This is a genomic window from Saccharothrix xinjiangensis, assembly GCF_039527585.1.
In the GTDB taxonomy this organism is placed as follows: Bacteria; Actinomycetota; Actinomycetes; order Mycobacteriales; family Pseudonocardiaceae; genus Actinosynnema; species Actinosynnema xinjiangensis.
Genome location: NZ_BAAAKE010000034.1, coordinates 23,665 through 42,377 on the forward strand (window position 1 = coordinate 23,665; position 18,713 = coordinate 42,377).

General features: G+C 72.5%; 9 protein-coding genes and 1 pseudogene. 3 read left to right on the top strand and 7 right to left on the bottom strand.

Features of this window, described 5'->3' with window-relative positions:
• Positions 1-223: 223 nt before the first annotated feature.
• From ABD223_RS38745 to ABD223_RS38765, 5 genes and pseudogenes are all read right to left on the bottom strand, one after another.
• Positions 224-664 carry a beta-galactosidase gene (locus ABD223_RS38745; RefSeq protein ID WP_344042509.1) on the bottom strand — a complete coding sequence of 147 codons (441 nt, stop codon included), beginning with the start codon at positions 662-664 and terminating at the stop codon, positions 224-226.
• Positions 665-668: 4 nt separating this feature from the next.
• Positions 669-1,001 (bottom strand): annotated as a pseudogene (locus tag ABD223_RS38750) (beta-galactosidase); the annotation flags it as partial.
• On the bottom strand, positions 926-2,956 hold the full coding sequence (locus ABD223_RS38755) for a cellulase family glycosylhydrolase (RefSeq protein ID WP_344042438.1): 2,031 nt from the start codon (positions 2,954-2,956) through the stop codon (positions 926-928). The gene ABD223_RS38755 and the pseudogene ABD223_RS38750, both read right to left, overlap by 76 nt.
• 206 nt (positions 2,957-3,162) lie before the next feature.
• The gene (locus ABD223_RS38760) at positions 3,163-4,611 is read right to left on the bottom strand and encodes a cellulase family glycosylhydrolase (protein WP_344042440.1); all 1,449 of its coding nucleotides are present in this window, start codon (positions 4,609-4,611) and stop codon (positions 3,163-3,165) included.
• A 405-nt stretch (positions 4,612-5,016) separates the two neighbouring features.
• Entirely contained in the window at positions 5,017-7,497 is a 2,481-nt protein-coding gene (locus tag ABD223_RS38765; protein ID WP_344042443.1) for a glycoside hydrolase family 2 protein, read from the bottom strand.
• A gap of 237 nt (positions 7,498-7,734) precedes the next feature.
• Between ABD223_RS38765 and ABD223_RS38770 the strand changes: the two genes are divergently transcribed.
• Entirely contained in the window at positions 7,735-9,414 is a 1,680-nt protein-coding gene (locus ABD223_RS38770; RefSeq protein WP_344042511.1) for an ABC transporter substrate-binding protein, read from the top strand.
• Positions 9,415-9,667: 253 nt separating this feature from the next.
• Complete coding sequence (locus ABD223_RS38775; RefSeq protein ID WP_344042445.1) at positions 9,668-10,858, top strand: ROK family protein; 1,191 nt, start codon at positions 9,668-9,670, stop codon at positions 10,856-10,858.
• Between the two features lie 231 nt (positions 10,859-11,089).
• Here the strand turns inward: ABD223_RS38775 and ABD223_RS38780 are convergent, their stop codons facing one another.
• Positions 11,090-12,304, bottom strand: coding sequence for a cytochrome P450 (locus tag ABD223_RS38780; RefSeq protein ID WP_344042447.1), 1,215 nt, complete (start codon positions 12,302-12,304; stop codon positions 11,090-11,092).
• Positions 12,305-12,327: 23 nt separating this feature from the next.
• On the bottom strand, positions 12,328-13,362 hold the full coding sequence (gene sbnB, locus ABD223_RS38785) for a 2,3-diaminopropionate biosynthesis protein SbnB (protein WP_344042449.1): 1,035 nt from the start codon (positions 13,360-13,362) through the stop codon (positions 12,328-12,330).
• 154 nt (positions 13,363-13,516) lie between these two features.
• On the opposite strand from sbnB, the gene ABD223_RS38790 reads away from it, so the two are divergent.
• Complete coding sequence (locus ABD223_RS38790; RefSeq protein ID WP_344042451.1) at positions 13,517-18,655, top strand: amino acid adenylation domain-containing protein; 5,139 nt, start codon at positions 13,517-13,519, stop codon at positions 18,653-18,655.
• Positions 18,656-18,713: the final 58 nt, after the last annotated feature.

Consider the following 18,713-nt stretch of genomic DNA (forward strand, 5'->3'; position numbering starts at 1 on the left):
CGAGGGTGCGGCCTTGACGGTATCCGACGCGGGCTTCGTGCGGGGCGCGGTAGTCGAATGTAGACGGTCGTGGTAGGCGAAGATGTCGCGTCGGGCGTGGTCGCAGGTCAGGCCGCGTCGGGCGGCGAGGTCGACGGCGTCGCGGACCAGTTCGGCGCGCAGGTGGTCGGCCATCGCGTGCCCGAAGACCGCTCGCGTCCGCGCGCGGGTGGCCAGGGACCGATCACGTCACCGATGTCCGCGGTGATGGTGATGGCCACGCCTCTTGCCGCTCCTTCGTCTGTCTTCGGACGAATGTTCGACGGCCGGCGCCCAGCTCCCGCACCTCGCGGCCGGTCTTGGAGTCGGGACCGGCGTGCGGCACCATGCCCTGGAAGAACTGCTCGGCACCCCGCGACGAGGCCCGCCACTGGAAGAACAGCGCACCGTCGGCGCCGCGCGCGACGTGCCCGAGGCTGTCCCGGATCAGCTCGCGGGGCGCCTTGGCCCGGTTGACGCGGTTCCAGGCGCCGCCGCTGACCGAGTGCTCCATGAGCAGCAGGGGCCGCGACCGGGGGACATGCCGCGCAACCGGTCCGCGGAGAAGGCGATGTCCTGCTCCGACAGCGGGTCGTCCGGGATGGTGTAGTGGTCGTTCGCGACCACGTCCACGTGCTGCGCCCAGCCCGGCAGGATCTCCCGGGGTGGGCGGCGTGCAGCCACAGCGGCGGCGAGGCGGTGGGCGTGGCGAGGTCGACCGAGGTCCCGTTGCGGTGCAGCAGGTCGATGACGCGGTCCAGCCACGCCCACTCGAACACGCCGTCGGCCACCTCCAGGGCGCCCCGGCTGAACACGCCGAGGGTCACGATGTTCACGCCCGCCTCGGTCATCAGGCGCACGTCCTCGTCCCACACCTCCGGCGACCACTGCTCGGGGTTTCGAGCAACTAGCTCCTGTTCGCTGTGCCGGTGACCGAGGCACCGGATTTCGTGACGACGTAGGTGATCCGCGCGCCGCTCCAGAAGTGGAAGGTGAGGGTGACGGGTGCGCCATCGGTGACTTCGTCGAACAACGCTTGCTTCAGCAGGATGGTGCCGGAGCCGTGGTCCGGTTGGAACGTGGCGTGGAACTCCTTGAAGGAGGTCCAGTCGTGCGGACCGGCGTTGCTGCCGTCCGCGTACTCGGCCTCCATGGTGGCGAGCTGGTCGCCGCGGAACTCCGTCGGGATCGCGAACGAACCGGTCGAGCCGGTCGCGTCGGTCAGGGACGGCGTGTCGTGGCTGATGATGCCGATCCGCCACGGCACCCCCGTGGAGAACCGGGCTTCGACGGTGGTGTTGACCCCGTGCGCGCGGTCACCGACCAGCCGCGTCACGGCCGCGGCGGTGAGCGTCAGCACGGTGCCCGACAGGGTGTAGTCACGGCCCTCGACCAGCTCGGTCGAACCGTGGCGCAACCCCTGGAAGTCCGTGCCGTTGAGGGTGAGGGTGAGCGACTCGGCGGTGATCGCGCCGGTGCGGGACACGTACACCTGGTCCGAGGACGCCGTGCCGGAGCGCGCGGTCCAGCTCGACTTGATCTGCGCGAACAGGTCCGGCTCCCGCCACGTCAGCGTGGTGCGGTTCAGGAACGAGCCCGCGTCCCACAGCATGGTGGTGATGTTCCTGCTCCGCGCGTGGTGGCCGAGGGCCTCGAAGAACTTCAACACCTCGCCGCGCTGGAGGACGCCCGGCCGGTTGTGGTCGAGGCCGAGCAGTCCGTACTCGCCCAGGATGACCGGGATGCCGTTGGTCACGAACGTGGCGTGCGCGCGTTCGAGGGTGCCGACCAGGTCCTGCTCGACGGCGGCGTCGTAACGGGTGTGCCCGGCGACGTTGACCGCGAACGGCCAGAACCCGTAGTAGTGGACCGTCGCGGCGAGGTTCGGATCGCGCAGCCGGTCGAAGGTGGCCTTCAACGCGTCCAGCCGCCCCTGGTCGGCGTTGGTGAACAGCGTCGGCAGCACCAGCAGCCGGGTGGCGTTGGCGCCGCCCGAAGCCCGGACCAGCCGGTGGAACGAGGTGTTCAGCTCGTCCAGCAACCCGTAGCCCTGCTCGTCCCCCGAGCCGCCGGCGAACAGGGGCTCGTTGACGCTCTCGAACACCAGTCGCGACGAGTGGTCCCGGAACGCGCCCGCGAGCTGGGACCACAAGGCGTTGTACCGGTCGAGCACGTTCGCGCGGTCGGCGGGCATGGTGTTGATCCACTGCCACGAGTCGTGGTGGAGGTTGATCATCACGTAGAAGCCGTCCGCCAACGCCCAGTCGACGACCTCGCGGACCCGGTTCAGCCACGCCGCGTCGATGGTGTGGTCAGGTGCGGGGCCGTGCCGGTTGCTCCAGGTCACCGGTATCCGGATGCTCTTGAAACCCTGGGCGCGCACGTGGTCCAGCAGGGTCTCGGTGACCCGCGGGTTGCCCCACGCCGTCTCGTCGGCGCCGATGGCGTCGAGCGAGTTCCCGAGGTTCCAGCCCGGCTGCATCGCGGCCACGGTCTCCATCGCGTCACGCGGCAGCGGGGACACCTCGCCGGTGCACGCCGTGCCGTTGAGCGCGAACGACCTGGGCGCCGGGTTGGACGCGCCCCACGAACCGACGAACCCGATCGTCGTCGAGGCGTTGGTGCCCAGCGAGCCGTTCCAACCCGTGCCCGCCGCGGTGACCCGGGCGCCGGACTGCGCCCACGTCGCGCTCCACCCCTGGCTCACCCGCTGACCGGCGTCCGGGAAGTCGAACGCCAACGTCCAGCCGGACACCGGCGAACCGACGTTGGTGATCGACACCTGGGCGGTGAACCCGCCCGGCCACCGGCTCTGCACCGCATAGCTCACCGAGCACCCGGCGGTGTCCGCGGATGCGGGCGGCGCGACCGCTGCGAGGCCCGTACCGATCACCGCCGCCGTGATGACGGACGCCAGCACGGTGGGACGACGTTTCATGGGTATCTTCCTCCACGCTGAGGAGCACCATCGCCGGGAGCGCTCCGCACAAGTTGGTCGGCTGAAGTCAGGGGAACCTGCGGTCGGTGATCGCGGGTGGAGCGGTCCGGTGGAGTGGCCTGCCGGCGGAGCCGCCCCGACCGGGCCCTGTTCGGACCGGCGGCCGGGGCGGCTCGACGTGCGGGTAGAGCTGTCCGGGTGATCGGTCAGCGGGTCGCGTAGGGGTCCTGGGTGAGCAGGTGGGCCTTGTAGCCTTCGCCGATGCCGGGCTCGGGTGTGCCGTTCCAGTCCTTGATGAGCACGGCGCCGGTGACGCAACCCCACGGGGTCCAGGTCCACGGCAGGTAGCTGATGTGGTGGGCGTCGGCCCAGTCCACCACCCGCTGCATGTAGTCGAAGTTGCAGTCGTCCTGACCGAACTCACCGAGCACGATCGGGACCTGCCGGGCGAGCGGGGCGGCCTGGCTGTCCCAGCACGCTTCGGTGGCGCAGGCGTTGAAGCTGTAGGCGTGCCAGGAGACGGCGAGGTTGTTCAGCGGGTCGACCGGCTTGTGCGTCAGCCACTCGCGCAGGTCGTTGGCCCACTCCAGGCCGCCCAGCATCAGGATGTTGGTGGCACCGGTGGAACGCACCGCGTCGACCAGGTCCTGCATGCCGGCGACCTCGTAGGGGATGCCGGTGCAGGTGCCGCCGTCGCGCCAGCACTGCCAGCCCAGGGTCTTGTCCCAGTTGGCGGCCATCTCCGGGTACGGCTCGTTGAACAGGTCGAACACCACCGCGTCGTTGCCCTTGAAGGTGTTGGCGACGCCGGTCCAGAACTGCGGGGAGTACTTCGCGTCGGTCATCGGCTTCTGGCACACCGCGTGCTCGTCCTTGCAGTGCCAGTCCGGGCCGGTCGTGTAGGCGCCCCAGGTCCAGTGCAGGTCCAGGATCACGTTGATGCCGTTGGCCACCAGCAGGTCCACGTAGTCCTTGACGGCCTGCTGGTAGGGGGCGCCACTGGGCGAGCCGTGGACGCCCAGCCAGCACTCCTCGTTCAACGGGACCCGCACCGCGTGGATGTTCCAGGTCTTCATCGCGTCCACCGACGCCTGGTCCACCGGACCGCCGTCCCACATGCCCTTGCCCTGCACGCAGGCGAACTCGGCAGTGGAGCGATTCACGCCCAGCAGCCGGTACGGCCTGCCGTCCGCGGTGACCAGCTCGTTCCCGGACACGCGCAGCTCCGGCGCCGGCCCGTCGACCGGCGGAGTGGTCGTGGTGGTCGTCGTGGTCGTCGTGGTCGTCGTGGTCGTCGTGGTCGTCGTCGGGTCGACGCCGGTGCACGCGGCGCCGTTGACGGCGAAATCCGTCGGCTTGGCATTGGTGCCGCTGTAGGAGAAGTTCGCCCCCGCCGAGACGCTGCCCCCGGCCGGGATGGTGCCGTTCCAACTCGCGCTGGTCACGGTGACCTGCTTGCCCGACTGGGACCACGCACCGCTCCAGCCGTGCCGCAGGGTCTGGTTGCCGGCGTAGCTGTAAGTCAGCTTCCAGCCGCTGACCGCCGACGACCCGAGGTTGGCGACGGTCACGTTGGCGCCGAAACCGCTGCCCCAGTCGTTGGTCGAGTAGTCGACCCGGCACGCGAACGCAGCCGCCGCGTTCGCATCACCCACCCACGACCCACCCACCGCCGTCAACAAGGCCGTGCTCGCGACGGACACCACGGCGCCCAAAGCGGCGAACGCGGTACGACGTTTCCTGACTCTTCCCAACATCGGCACTCCTTTGTGCGAATGACGTCCGGCCCGCTGCCGTGCCCACGATTCGGTTCGGCGGTCGAGAGGACCGGTGAGGTGGAGACGGGCCGCTCCGGGATGAGGGGCTCCATAATCCTGGGAGCGCTCCCAGAGCGACCGTAGCGAAGATGTCGCAAAACCTGAAGACCTTGAGCGTGAAACAGCACGGGAGTTCCGTGTCGGGCATTTTCGAAAATTGGTCGTCAAATTCCGGAGTCGTGGCCCGATCACCTCATCGGCCTCTGTCGACTCCGGACTGCGATCCCGGTCGAGCGGGCGACCCTAACGGTCGGGCGAGTTGGTCCGGCGCGTGGTGGACGAGCCTCCCGAGGTGAACGTGTTGGCGCAGCCGAGTACCCGCGGGTGCAGCAGGGAGGTCGGTTCGCGCAATTTTTCCGAGGTGAGGACGAGGAAGTGGTGCGTTTCTCCTGCGGTGAGCGAGACGAGCATGTCGTCGACGACCGCGTCGGCGGCGACCTTGTCGGCGAGCAGGGTGAGGTCGCGGACGTAGGAGCCGGCCCGGACGTCGACGCGGTATCCGCCGGTCACGGGCGTGACGTCGGCGGTGAACGGTTCGGGGTGGTAGTCGAGGTCGAGGTCTTCGCGGAACAGGTGGTGGGTGCGGATGCCGCCGGCGGTGGCGACCAGCACTTCGCGCCTCGGGTCGGCGGGTTCGAGGAGGTCGTCGGGCAGGTCCGACGACGCGGTGGAGCGGGGCGGCACGTCGAGCGGCAGCACGGCGGTGGCCAGCACCTCGCCGGCGAAGTCCTGCCGGGTCACGTGCACCGCACCCGTCCAGTGCTCGTCGTGGTCGTTGACCGCGACCAGGGTGGGACTCCCGTCGCGGGGCTGGACGGTGAGCAGGCGTGGGGCGAAGGCGTGCTTGAGGGCGTAGTAGAGGGGTTTGGGGCGTTCGTCGCTGTCGATGGCGGCCCAGGAGATGGCCGGCCAGCAGTCGTTGAGCTGCCAGACCAGGGCTCCGGCGGTGCGCGGCCACCAGGAGCGGTAGTGCTCGATGCCGAACGCCACGGCACGGGCCTGGTTGAGCTGGGTCGCTCGGTGCCACTGCTCGAAGTCGGTCGGGACCGGCAGGTGGGGCGTGAGGCCGCGGTCGAGGTTGGCGTTGCCGTTGACGGCTTTCTGGTGGCGCAGGAAGGCGGGCGAGGTGGGCGTCAGCGGCTCGTCGTGGATCCACCGGGTGAGGGTGGTCCAGGTGGGCGGCCCTTGGAAGCCGAATTCGGCGCTGAAGCGGGGGACGTGGTCGCGGTAGTGGGTGTAGTCCAGGGAGTTCCAGACGTCCCAGTCGTGGCGGGTGCCGTGGTGGGCGTCGTTGGGCGGCAGGTCGCCGGGGCTGTACGGGCTGCCCGGCGCGTACGGGCGGGTGGGGTCGAGTTCCTCGACGATCTTGGGCAGCAGGTCGTGGTAGTAGCCGTTGCCCCAGCTCCGTCCCTCCAGGCTGTCCTTCCACCCCTCCCAGTCCGTGTAGGCGGGCAGGTTCTCGTTGTTGCCGTTCCACAGCACGAGCGACGGGTGGTCGACCAGGCGGACGATGTTCTCGCGGGCCTCGGCCTCGACCTCCCCGCGCAACGGCTCTTCCTCTGCGTAGAAGGCGCACGCGAAGGGGAAGTCCTGCCACACCATCACGCCGCGCTCGTCGCAGAGGTCGTAGAAGTCGTCGGTCTCGTAGATGCCGCCGCCCCAGACCCGCAGCATGTTCATGTTCGCGCCGACGGCCTGGTCCACCCGACGGGCGAGCCGCTCGCGGGTGACCCGGGTGAGGAAGTGGTCGTCCGGGATCCAGTTGGCGCCCTTGGCGAACACGCGCTCGCCGTTGACGACGAAGGCGAACGGGGTGCCGTGCTCGTCCGGTTCGGTGTCCACGGTGACGGTGCGGAACCCGACCCGGCGCCGGACCGCGTCCACCTGTCGACCATCGGCCAGCAGTGCGACGGTCAGGTCGTAGAGCGGTTGGTCGCCGTGACCCACCGGCCACCACAACCGGGCGTCCGGCACGAGCACGGTGACGTGCGCGGTGTCGCCGGTGATCGCCAGTGCTCCCGTGCGGTCGCCGACCGTGACCAGCACGGTGTAATCGCGATCCGCGGCGCGGTCCAGTGCCAGGTGCACGTCGACCCGGCCGGCGCCGTCGGGGTCGACGGTGACGAGCGGGCGCACCTGCGACAGGCGGGCGGTGTCCCAGCGTTCCAGCCGCACGGGTTTCCACAGGCCGGCGGTTTGCAGGTCGGGCCCCCAGTCCCAGCCGAAGGAGCAGGCCATCTTGCGGATCGCGTTGTACGGGTGCGGGTACGCGCGCTTGCGCCAACCGAGTTCGGCCTCCGCCTGCTCGGCGTGGGCGAGCGCGGACCTCAGCGTCACGGTCAGGTCGTTGTCACCGTCGCGCAGCGATCCGCCGACGTCGAAGCGGTAGCCGCGGTGCATGTTGGCGGTGTGGCCGAGCACCCCGCCGTTCAGCTCGACGGTGGCGACGGTGTCGATGCCCTCGAAGACCAGCTCCACCCGTTCGCCGGCCCGCGGCGCCTCCGCCCGGAACGTCGTCGAGTACCGCCAGTCGACGCGGTGCATCCAGGACAACGCCGCTTCGTTGCCGTCCGCGCACGGGTCGGGGATCAGGCCGGCGGCCATCAGGTCGAGGTGGTTGCTGCCGGGCACCTGCGCGGGCACGTCCCGGTCGACGAGATCGGCGGGCACCGGGCCTCCCACGGCGCGCAGACGCCAGCCGTCGTGCAGGTTCGAGCGCGTCATGGCGGCCTTCTTCCTCGGTGGTCCACGCGACGACGATGCGCATCGAGATGGTTACTCAGATAGGTGAAGTAAGTCAATACTCGGCCGTGCGACTGTCGTAACGCTCCGTGGAGACCTGGTGATGATCCAGCGAAGATGGCCTGTTGACGACTTATTTAGAGGACTTAATAATGGCCGGGCGTAGGGCGGGCAGCGTGGCGCGTCCCGCGACCGCACGTCAAGGAGGACGTCGTGGTGATGTCGAGGAGCCCCGGCGCGCGGGTGCGCGCCGCAACCGCCTTGCTCGTCGTGGCGGTCGCGGCCGCGGGGTGCGGACCGTCGGACCCGTCGGCCGAGGCCGGGAGTTCCACCTTGGTGGCCTACACCGGCCAGTCCGGCGACTACCAGATCAACTTCAACCCGTTCGCGCCGACCAGCATCGGCGGAGGCGGAACGATCTTCCAGACCTTGTTCTTCTACAACGTCCTCCGCGACGCCGAACCGACGCCCCGACTGGGCGCCGAGTTCGCCTGGAACGAGGACGGCACGCAGCTGTCCATCACCCTTCGGGACGGCGTGACCTGGTCGGACGGCGAGGAGTTCACCGCCGACGACGTGGTGTTCACCCTCGACATGATCGCGAAGCACCAGGGCATGAACAGCACCGGCTACGCCGGTCGCGCCGAGGCGGTCGACGACACGCACGTGGTCGTCAGGTTCGACCGGGCGTCGTTCCTGGACGGCCCGTCGGTCCTCGGCAGGACCTACATCGTGCCCGAGCACGAGTGGAAGGACATCGCCGACCCGGCGGTCGCCGTGGTGGAGGACCCGGTCGGCACCGGCCCGTACCTGCTGGAGGAGTTCAAGCCGCAGGCGTTCACGTTCAAGGCGAACCCGACCTACTGGGGCGGTGAGCCCGCCGTCAAGAGAGTCCGGTACCTCTCGCTGTCGGGCAACCAATCCGGCACCGCCGCGCTCGGGGCCGGGCAGATCGACTGGCAGACCGGGCCCGTGCCGGAGGTCCGGGACGTCGGGAAGAACTACCCCGGCTACCGGGCCGGCATCACCCACGCGAACCAGATCGCACTGGTCACGTGCAGCAGCACCGCCCTGGGCTGCCGGGGACCCCAGACCGACCCGGCCGTGCGGCAGGCGATCTACCACGCCATCGACCGCGCCCAGACCAACGCGCTGGCGTTCGAGAACACCGGCAGCGACATCTCCCCGGGCTTCCTGCTGCCGGACCGGGACGGTGACCTCATCTCCGACGACCTGCGGAACCGGACCGCCCCGATGCGACCCGACCCGACCAAGGCGCAGCAGATCCTGGAGGGCGCCGGCTACGCCAAGGGCCCCGACGGCATCTACGCCAGGAACGGCGAACCGGTGTCGCTGACGCTGAGCACCGTCGCCGGCTGGACCGACTACATCACCGCGGTCGACGCCATCGGCCGGCAGCTGCGACAGGTCGGCATCGAACTCACCCAGCAGCAGGTCTCCTGGAACGAGTTCGTCGACTCCCGGGACCGCGGCGCGTTCGAGCTGATCATCGACTCGCTCTACCAGGGCCCCGCACCGGACCCGTACTACCTCTACAACTACTTCTTCAGCACCGCGCAGACCGCCGCGGTCGGCGCCAAACCCGGCCCGAACGCCGGCAGGTTCTCCGACCCGCAGGTCGACCAGGCCCTCGACGCGCTCAAGCTCCTCGACCCCACCGACACCGCCGCCCGGCAACCCCACCTGGACACGATCCAGACCCGCATCGAGCAGGTGATGCCCTACATCCCCGTCCTCACCCAGGGCACGATCAGCGTCTACCACGACGCCAAGTTCACCGGCTGGCCGACGGACCCCGACCTCTACGCCTCCCCGGCGGTCTGGGCTCACCCCGACAACGCGGAAGTCCTCCTGCGCCTCCGCCCCACGGGAAAGTGACTCCCCGCTGCACCTGACACCGACTCCGCGCGCTTCGCGCCCGCCACCCGGGCTGACGGGGCGGCCGCACCCTCCTTTCTTAGTCTCTCGTTGAAAGCGAACGCACTGATGAGGACACCTGAGGCGGGTGACGGTGGTTGACCTGGCGGGCCGGGGAAAGGCTAAGTGAAGTAGCCTGGCGAAAGGGGCGGCAAAGGAGGGAATCGTGGCGAGGAGCCCGGTCTGGGCAGCAAGCCGGCCGAGGACGCGAGGCGTGGTCCTGGACGTGATCAGGGCGGCGCGCTCGATCAGCCGGGTGGAGCTCGCGACGGCGACCGGTCTCACCGGGGCGACGATCTCCGACGTGGTGCGCGAGCTGCTGGGGGACGGGCTGGTCGTCGAAGCCGGTCGTGGTGCGCCGACGGGCGGCAAGCCGCGCACGATGGTCCAGCTCAACCCGCCGGCCCGCTACGGCGTGGGGGTGCAGCTGGAGCGCAACGCCTGCGTCATCGTGGCCGTCGACCTGGCCGGGCGACCGGTGGCCCGGACCTCGTTCCACGGCGTGTCGTCGATGCCGCCGGAGCAGGCACTCCCGCTGGTGGCGTCGCGGGTGGACGCCCTGCTGACGACGGCCGGCGTCGACCGCGAGAAAGTGCTCGGGGTCGGCCTGGTCACCTACGGTCCACAGGACCGGCGCGCGGGTGTGCTGTTGACGCCGCAGCCCACCGAGGAGTGGTACGACCACCCGGTCGCGCCACGCCTCGCGGAAAGCCTGGGCCTGCCCGTGCTGCTCGACAACGACGCCGCGGCGGCCGCGATCGGCGAGTACTGGATGGGTGCGGTGGACCCGCACAGCACCTACGGCTGCTTCTACATGGCCACCGGCATCGGCGGCGGCGTGGTGGTCGCCGGCGAGGTGTACCGGGGCAGCTCCTCGAACAGCGCGGAGATCGGCCACATCTCCATCGACGTCCACGGCGACGACTGCCCGTGCGGCAATGTCGGGTGCCTGGAGAACTACGCCGGCCCGTCGGCCCTGGTCCGCCAGGCGCTGGCGATGCCGGACCTCGCCCGACGGCTGGCGCTCGACCCGGCGGCCGACGACTTCCTGACCGAGTTCGCGCGGATCGCGGCCGCCGCGAACGCCGGCGACCCCGAGGCCCGTGGACTCGTCGAGCGGTCGGCGCGCTACATCGGGCACGCCGCGGTCACCGTGGCGGTCCTGTTCGACCTGGACACGATCGTCCTGGCCGGACAGAGCTTCGCCGTGGCGGGCTCGATCTACCAGGCGGTGGTCCAGCAGGAGCTGGACCGCCGGTTGTTCGCCCGCAAGGCGCACCCGGTTCGCGTGGTGCCCTCGGTCAACGGGTCGGACGCGGCGGCGATCGGCGGGGCGATCCTCGTCCTGCAGAGCGAGCTGATCCTCGGCCACGGCCGCCCCGAAGACGGGACACGGCCGGTGTGACCGGCGGTGCCGCGCCACACCCGGGCTGACCGGCGGGCGGTCCACCTGGATCACAACGCCACCACACCGGTCGACCCACGCGTCGTCGAGGTGATGCTGCCGCACGTCACCGGGTTGTTCGGCAACCGTTCCAGCGGCCCCTGCGCCGAAGTGCCCGGCGGGCATTGTCCGAGGCACGCACCCAGGTCACCTCAGGTTGGAGACCGGGATGACCCCGGACGACGCCGGTTTTCAGGCGGGGAGCAGCCTCACCGGGAGCGAGCACAGGCCGGTCATCAGGTTCGAGTGGATGCGGCGCGGCTCGCCGACCAGCTCGATGCCCCGGACCTGCTCGCGCAACGCGTCCAGCACCTCCCGGACCTCCACGCGGCCCAGGAAGGCACCCAGGCAGAAGTGCGGGCCGTAGCCGAAGGCGACGTGCTTGTTGGGGGTCCGGCCGAGGTCGAAGGTGTCGGGGTCGGGGAAGACGCGCTCGTCGCGGTTGGCCGAGGCGTTCCACAGGGTGACCACCTCACCGGGGGCGATGTCCTGCCCGGCCACCCTGGTCGCGGTCACCGCGGCGCGGCCGAAGTGCATGGCCGGGGTGGCCCAGCGCAGCACCTCCTCGGTGGCGGTGTCCAGCCCCACCTCACCGCCGCGCAGCCTCGCCCACTGGTCGGGGTGCCGGGTGAAGGCGTGCACCAGGTCGCTCGTGGTCAGCCGGCTGGTCTCGTCGCCGCCGAGCAGCAGGCTGTAGCAGTTGAACACCACGTCGTGGTCGTCGAGCGGCGCGCCGCCCACGTCCGCGGTCACCAGGGAGCTGATCACGTCGTCGCCGGGTGCCGCGCGGCGGCGGGCGACCAGGTCGCCGAAGTAGGCCAGGATTTCGTTGCGCGAGGACCACTGGTCCTCGGCGGACCGCCCCGCCTCGTCGGCGCTGAGCGCAGACCTGGACAGCTCGAACAGGTGCGGGCGGTCCTCCTGCGGGACGCCCAGCAGGTCGGAGATGGTGGCCATCGGGACGTGCGCGGCCACCGCGGTGGCGAAGTCGACCTCCTCGCGCTCCACCGCCGCCGCCACCAGGCGGCGGGCCCTCTCGCGCACACCCTCGGCCACCCTGGCCAGCGCGCGGGGTGAGAACGCCCGCAGCATCACGTTGCGCAGGTCCTTGTGCCGCTCCCCGTCGGTGACCGCGAGCATGCTGCCCGCCGCGGCGTCCCCGCCGGCCAGCAGGGTGACCAGCACGTTGCCGCGCTCGGAGGTGAAGTTCCGGTCGTCGCGGTAGACCGCCAGCACGTCGGCGTGGCGGCTGACCACCCAGAACCCCGGCACGTCGCCGCGCGGCGGGTGCCAGTGCACCGGGCGCTCCGCGCGCAGCGCCCGCCAGTAGGCCGCCATGTCGCGGTTGAGGTAGGTGTCGGGGTCGACCAGGTCGACGGTCTCGACGTCGTCCGGTGCGGTGCTCATCAGGTGTCGCCCTCCCGCACCGCTCAGCCGTGCCTGCTCAGGTCGTGGAAGAAGCCGTCGACCTCGGTCAGCCCGCCGGAGCGCGCCAGTTCGTCGTGGACGTACCGGCCCAGCACCAGGTCCAGCACGCCGAGGCCGAACGGGGAGAACACCACCGGCCGGTCGGCGGGGAGCCGCACCCGGCCGGTCATCACGTCCGCGAGGGTGCCCGCCAGGAAGTCGCGGCTGCCGGTCCGCTGCTCCACCAGGTGCGGCGAGGTGTCGGCCTTGAGGCAGTGCTCGACGTCGTCGACGATGTTGACCGCGTTCAGCAGCACGTCGGGCGCCAGGTCGCGCAGCGACAGGTGCAGCACGACCGGGGCGTGCGCGAACAGGTCCGGGTCGTGCACGTGCGGCGTGCCCGCCACGGTGGCGAACACGATCAGGTCACTGGCGCGGATCAGGTCCTCGACGCGCTCGTGCACCTCGACCGGGGTGTCGCCGACCAGGTCGCGCAGGTGCCCGGCGAAGCCGTCCGCGCTGGAGCGGGACAGGTCGTGCACGCCGAGGCGGTCGAACCGCAGGCCGGTGCCCGCCAGGTAGGTGTGGACGTAGCGGGCGATCAGCCCGGCGCCGACGAACCCGACCCGGCGCGGGCGGGGCCGGTCCCGGGTGAGCCGGTCGGCGGCCAGCGCGGCGGACGCGGCGGTGCGGGTGGCGCTGATGATGGAGCTCTCCAGGCAGGCGAACGGGTAGCCGGTGACCGGGTCGTTGAGGATCAGCACCGCCGAGGCCCTGGGCAGCCCGTGCGCCACGTTGGCCGGGAAGCTGGAGATCCACTTCACACCGTCCACGGCGGACTCGCCGGAGACCGCGGCGGGCAGCGCGATGATCCGGGCGCCGGGGCGGTCGGGGAAGCGCAGGAAGTACGAGGGCGGGTTGACCGTCGCGCCCGCGTCGTGGGCGAGGTAAGCGGCCTCCACGAGGGCGGTCACCGCCCCCTCCCGCCCGGTGAGCACGCGGTGCACGTCGGTTCCGGGGATCACGGCGAACGGCGGCGCCTCGAGGGCTTTGGACACGGTCGGCTCCGATGCGGTCGGGACGGTGCGTCACCGGTGAAGCTGCCGGGTCCGGCGATATTCCGGCTATACGGGCGGACGAGCGCGCCGGGTACGGAGGAAATATAGGCGCCGCAAGCACGGTCCCCCGGTACCCACACCAGAGGGAGGACCGATGGCCCACCAGCGGCACCGGGTCCCGACCGCGCCGCGCGCCGGCGACGACGTCGGGCCGACGGCGACCGGGAACGCGGTGCTGCTGCCGCTGTCCACCGCGCAGCGCGGGCTGTGGGTCGCCCACCAGCTCGACGCGACCGGGAACGCCTACAACTGCGCGGTGTACCTGGCGATCGGGGGCCGGCTCGACCACACCGCACTGCGCGAGGCGTGGCGGTTGCTGCGGGTGGAAGCCGACGTGCTGCGGGTGTCGGCCATGGTCGAGGACGACACCGGGCTCCGCCAGGTCGTGGTCCCCGCCGAGCAGGACGCGGACCTGCCGGTGGTCGACCTGTCCGGCGCGCCGGACCCGGTCGCCGAGGCGGACCGGTGGGTGCGCGCGGACGCGACGAGCGCGGTCGACCTCACCGCCGGGCCGGTGTCGCGGTTCGCGCTGCTGCGGCTGGCCGAGGATCACCACCGGGTGTACTACCGGCTCCCGCACGCGCTCGTCGACGGGTACGGCATGAGCCTGCTCGGGCGGCGGCTCTCCGAGCTGTACACCGAGGTCGTCGGCGGTCCGCCGGGCACGCCGCTGGCGCCGCTGCCGGTGCTGCTGGCCGAGGACGCGGACTACCGCGCCTCGGCCGGGTTCGACGCGGACCGCGACTACTGGCTCGACCGGTTCGGCGACCGCCCGGAACCGATGCGCCTGCCCGGCAACCGGTCCGCGGCGCACGACGAGCGGCTGCGCCGCGACCTCCCGTTCGACCCGGCGGTCCGGGCGCGGCTCGGCGCGATCGCGGCCGGGCACGCCACCACCTGGCAGGTGGTGTTCCTGGCCGCGGTGGCCGCCTACCTGCGCCGCGCGACCCTGCGCGAGGACGTGGTGCTGGGCATGCCGGTCAGCGGGCGGCGCGGTGCGGCGGCGCGCCGGGCGCCGGGCATGGCCACGAACACCGTCGCGCTGCGGGTGGCCGTGGCCGGCTCGGCGACCCTGGCCGGGCTGGTGCCCGCCGTGGCCGCCGAGGTGCGCGCCGCCCTGCGGCACGAGCGCTACCAGCTGCCCGACCTGCACCAGGACCTGGGCCTGCGCGGCGGGGCCAACGCGCTGGTCGGCCCGGTGGTCAACTTCATGCCGGACGAACCGCCGCTGCCCTTCGGCGACCTCGCCGCGACCGCGCACAACGTGCTGGCGGGCGAGGTCCTGGACCTGGCGGTGACCGTCCGCGAGGCGGGCACGGCAACGGCGCTGCTGGACTTCCAGGCCAACCCGGAGCACCACGACCTCGCCGGCCTGGAGCTGCACCGCGACGGGTTCGCCGCGTTCCTGGCCGCCGCGACCGCCCACCCCGACCGGCCGATCGCGGCGCTGGACGTGCTCTCCCCCGCGCTGCGCCGCGAACTGCTCGTCACGCGCAACGCCACCGAACGCACCTTGCCCGCGACCACGGTGCCCGAACTGGTCGCCCGGCAGGTGGGGCTGGCGCCCGACCGGGTGGCCGTGCTCGCCGGCGGGACCACCTGGACCTACCGGGAGCTGCTCGACCGCGCCGACCGGCTCGCCGCGCGCCTGGTCGACCTGGGCGTCGGCCCGGAGGACCGCGTCGCGGTCGGTCTGCCGCGCTCCCCCGAGCTGGTGGCCGCGCTGCTGGCGGTGCTGCGCGCGGGCGCCGCGTACGTGCCGGTCGACCTGACCTACCCGGCGGACCGGGTGCGGTACATGCTCACCGACCTGGCCGCGCCGTGCGCCGTCACCGACGGGACCACCGAGCTGCCCGGGGCGACCACCGCGGTGCCCGTGGACGGACCGGCCGGCGCCGTCGCCGTGCCCCGCGTCCCCGACCCGGCGCACCCGGCCTACGTCATCTACACCTCCGGCTCGACCGGGCGCCCCAAGGGCGTGGTGGTGGCGCACGAGGCGCTGCTGAACCTCACCCTGGACTGGGCGGCCCGGTTCGACCTGGGCCCGGGTAGCCGCGTGCTCCAGTACATGTCGCCGAGCTTCGACCCGATGACCGGCGACGTGTGGCCGACGCTGATCTCCGGCGGTGCGCTCGTGCTCGCCCCCGACGGCCAGTCCACCTCCGGCGCGGACCTCGTCGAGCTGATCCGCGCGCGCCGGGTGACGCACGCCTGCGTGCCGCCGGTCGTGCTGGCCCAGCTGCCCCGCGCCGACCTGCCGGACCTGCGGTTCGCGCAGACCGGCGGCGAGGCCCCGAACCCGGCCGTGCTGAGCCGCTGGGCCGAGGGCAGGCGCGGGTTCAACCTCTACGGGCCCACCGAGGTCACGGTGATGAGCACCGCCTGGGAGGTGACGCCGGGCGCGGGCGCGCCGCCGATCGGCCGGCCGATCGCGAACACCCGGGTCTACGTGCTCGACCGCGACCTGGCCCCGGTCCCGCCCGGCCTGCCCGGCGAGCTGCACCTCGCCGGCGCGGGACTGGCCCGCGGGTACCTGCGCGACCCCGGTGCGACGGCCGCGCGGTTCGTGCCGTGCCCGTTCGGCCCGCCCGGCGACCGCATGTACGCCACCGGCGACCTGGTGCGCTGGCGCGCGGACGGCCAGCTGGAGTACCTGCGGCGCGTCGACCACCAGGTGAAGCTGCGCGGGTTCCGGGTCGAGCCGGGCGAGGTCGAGGTCGCGCTGTCGGCGCACCCCGGCGTCCGGGCCGCGGTCGCGGTGGTGCGCGAGGACCGGACCGGGGCGCGGCAGCTCATCGCCTACGCGCAGCGCGCGGCCGGCGCGGCGCCGACCCCGGCCGGGCTGCGCGAGTTCGCCGGCACCCGGCTGCCCGAGTACATGGTGCCCGCCGCCGTGGTGGTGCTCGACGAGCTGCCGGTCACCCCCAACGGCAAGGTCGACCGCGCCGCGCTGCCCGCACCCGGGTTCGCCGCCGAGGTGCCGCACCGCGCGCCCGCCGACGAGGTGGAACGCCTGCTGTGCGGGTTGTTCGCCGAGGTCCTGGGGGTCGAGCGGGTCGGTGTCGACGACTCGTTCTTCGACCGCGGCGGCGACAGCATCAAGGTCCTGCGGCTGGTGACGCGGGTACTGGCCCAGGCCGAGGCGGCCGGACTGCGGCTGACCCCGCGCGACGTGTTCGCCAACCCGACGGTGGCCGGTCTGGCCGGGGTCGTCCGCGCGGCGGGTGTTGCGGCGGCTCCGGTGATCGGTGGAACCGGGTCGGCCCTTGGGTCGGTGTCCGGGGCGGCGTCCAGCGCGGCGTGCGGCGCGCACCCGGTGGACGAGCGGGAAGACGTGTGGGCCAAGGCCCTGCAAATCCCCGACCCCGAGCTCGGCCCGCGCACGGGGATCACCGCGCGCCTGCGGGTCGACCTGCCCGCAGCCGACGCCGCCGCGATAACCCAGGACCTGCCCCGGCTCTACGGCGCGACCATCGCCGAAATCCTGTTGACCGGCTTCGCGTCGGCGTTCGCCCGCTGGCGCACGGCCCGCACCGGTCACCCCGGCGCCGCCGTGCTGTGCGAGGTGCACCGCCCGGGCGCCGGGTCGCACCCGGTGGGCGTCGAGCCGGGCGAGCTGCCGGGCCCGGCGCTGGAGCTGGTCAAGGAACGGGTCCGCGAAGCGGGCGGGCTCGACTACCGCGCGATCCACCCGGGCGCACCGGTGCCCCAGGTCGGTTTCGGCGAACTGGCTGACGACGCCACCGAGCCGTCCCCGCACGCGGTCGAGCTGCGCTTCGCCGCCCGCGACGACCGCGTCACCGCGGAACTGCGCTGGGACACCGGCACTTGCGACGAGCGCGGGGCGCACGAGCTGGCGGAGCTGTGGCGGGCCTCGGTGGCGACCCTGGCCGCGCACGCGTCCGAGCCGGGCGCGGGCGGGCTGACGCCGTCGGACGTGCCGCTGGTGCGGCTCACCCAACCGCAGCTGGACGTGCTCACCGCGCGGTACCCCGACGTGGTCGACGTGCTGCCCCTCTCGCCCCTCCAGGCCGGGTTCCTGTTCCACCACCTCGTCGCCGACGGGCGGCCGGACGCCTACACCTCGCAGATCCGGTTCGACCTGCGCGGCCCGCTGGACCCGGTGGCGCTGCGCGGTGCGGCCGAGGAGGTGGTGCGGGCGCACCCCAACCTGCGGGCCGGTTTCCACCACGACGACGTGTTCCCCGAGCCCGTGCAGGTGGTCCACGCCGACGCGATCCCCGACTGGGACCAGCGGACGACGCGCGACCACACCGCCGAGGAGGCCGCCGAGGCCGCCGCGCACGAGCGGCAGCGCGGTTTCGACCTGCGCACCGCCCCGCTGCTGCGGTTCCTGCTGCTGCGCCTGTCTCCCGACCACCACCGCCTGGTGCTCACCGCCCACCACGTCCTGTGGGACGGCTGGTCGACCGCGCTGCTCGTCCACGAGCTGTTCAGCCGCGCCGCGGGCGGCCCGCCGCCACCGCGCGCGGACTACGCCGACTACCTCGCCTGGCTGGCCGCGCAGGACCACGAGGCCGCCGCGGCGGCCTGGGCCGAGGCGCTGTCCGGGCTCCCCCGCCCCTGCCTGGTGGCGGGCGGGCCGTCGGGGCACGGGGACACCGCCCAGCGGCACCTGGAGCACGAGCTGGACGAGGGGGCCACCGCCTCGCTCGCCGGGCGGGCCCGCGCCGCCGGGGTGACGGTGTTCACCGCGGTCCAGTACGCCTGGGCCCGGCTGCTGTCCCGCGTCACCGGGTCCGACGACGTGGTCTTCGGCGTCTCGGTGTCCGGCCGGCCCGCGGAGCTGGCGGGCGCCGAGCACGTGGTGGGGCTGCTGACCAACACCGTGCCGGTCCGGGTCCGGATCGGGGCGGGTGGGTCCGCGCGGGACGACCTGGTCCGGCTCCAGGCCGAACAGGTCGCGCTGCTGCCGCACCACCACGCCGGCCTGGCCGAGGTCCAGCGGCGGGTGGGTCGGGGCGAGCTGTTCGACACCGCGATCTCCTACCTCAACGACTCGCTCGACATCGCGGGCCGGGCGAGCGTGCCGGGCGGTCCCCTGGTCGACCGGGTCGAGGTGGACGACGGCACGCACCACGCGCTGCGGCTGGCCGTGGTCCCCGGGCCGCGCACCGCCCTGCGGCTGGGCTACCGCACCGACGCGTTCAGCCCGGCCGAGGCGGCGGCGCTGCTGGCGGCGCTGGTGGCCGAGCTGACCGCGGCGGACTGACCGAGCGAACCGACCCGGTGGCCGGCCGAACGGCGGCCACCGCCCGATCCGAGCTGCC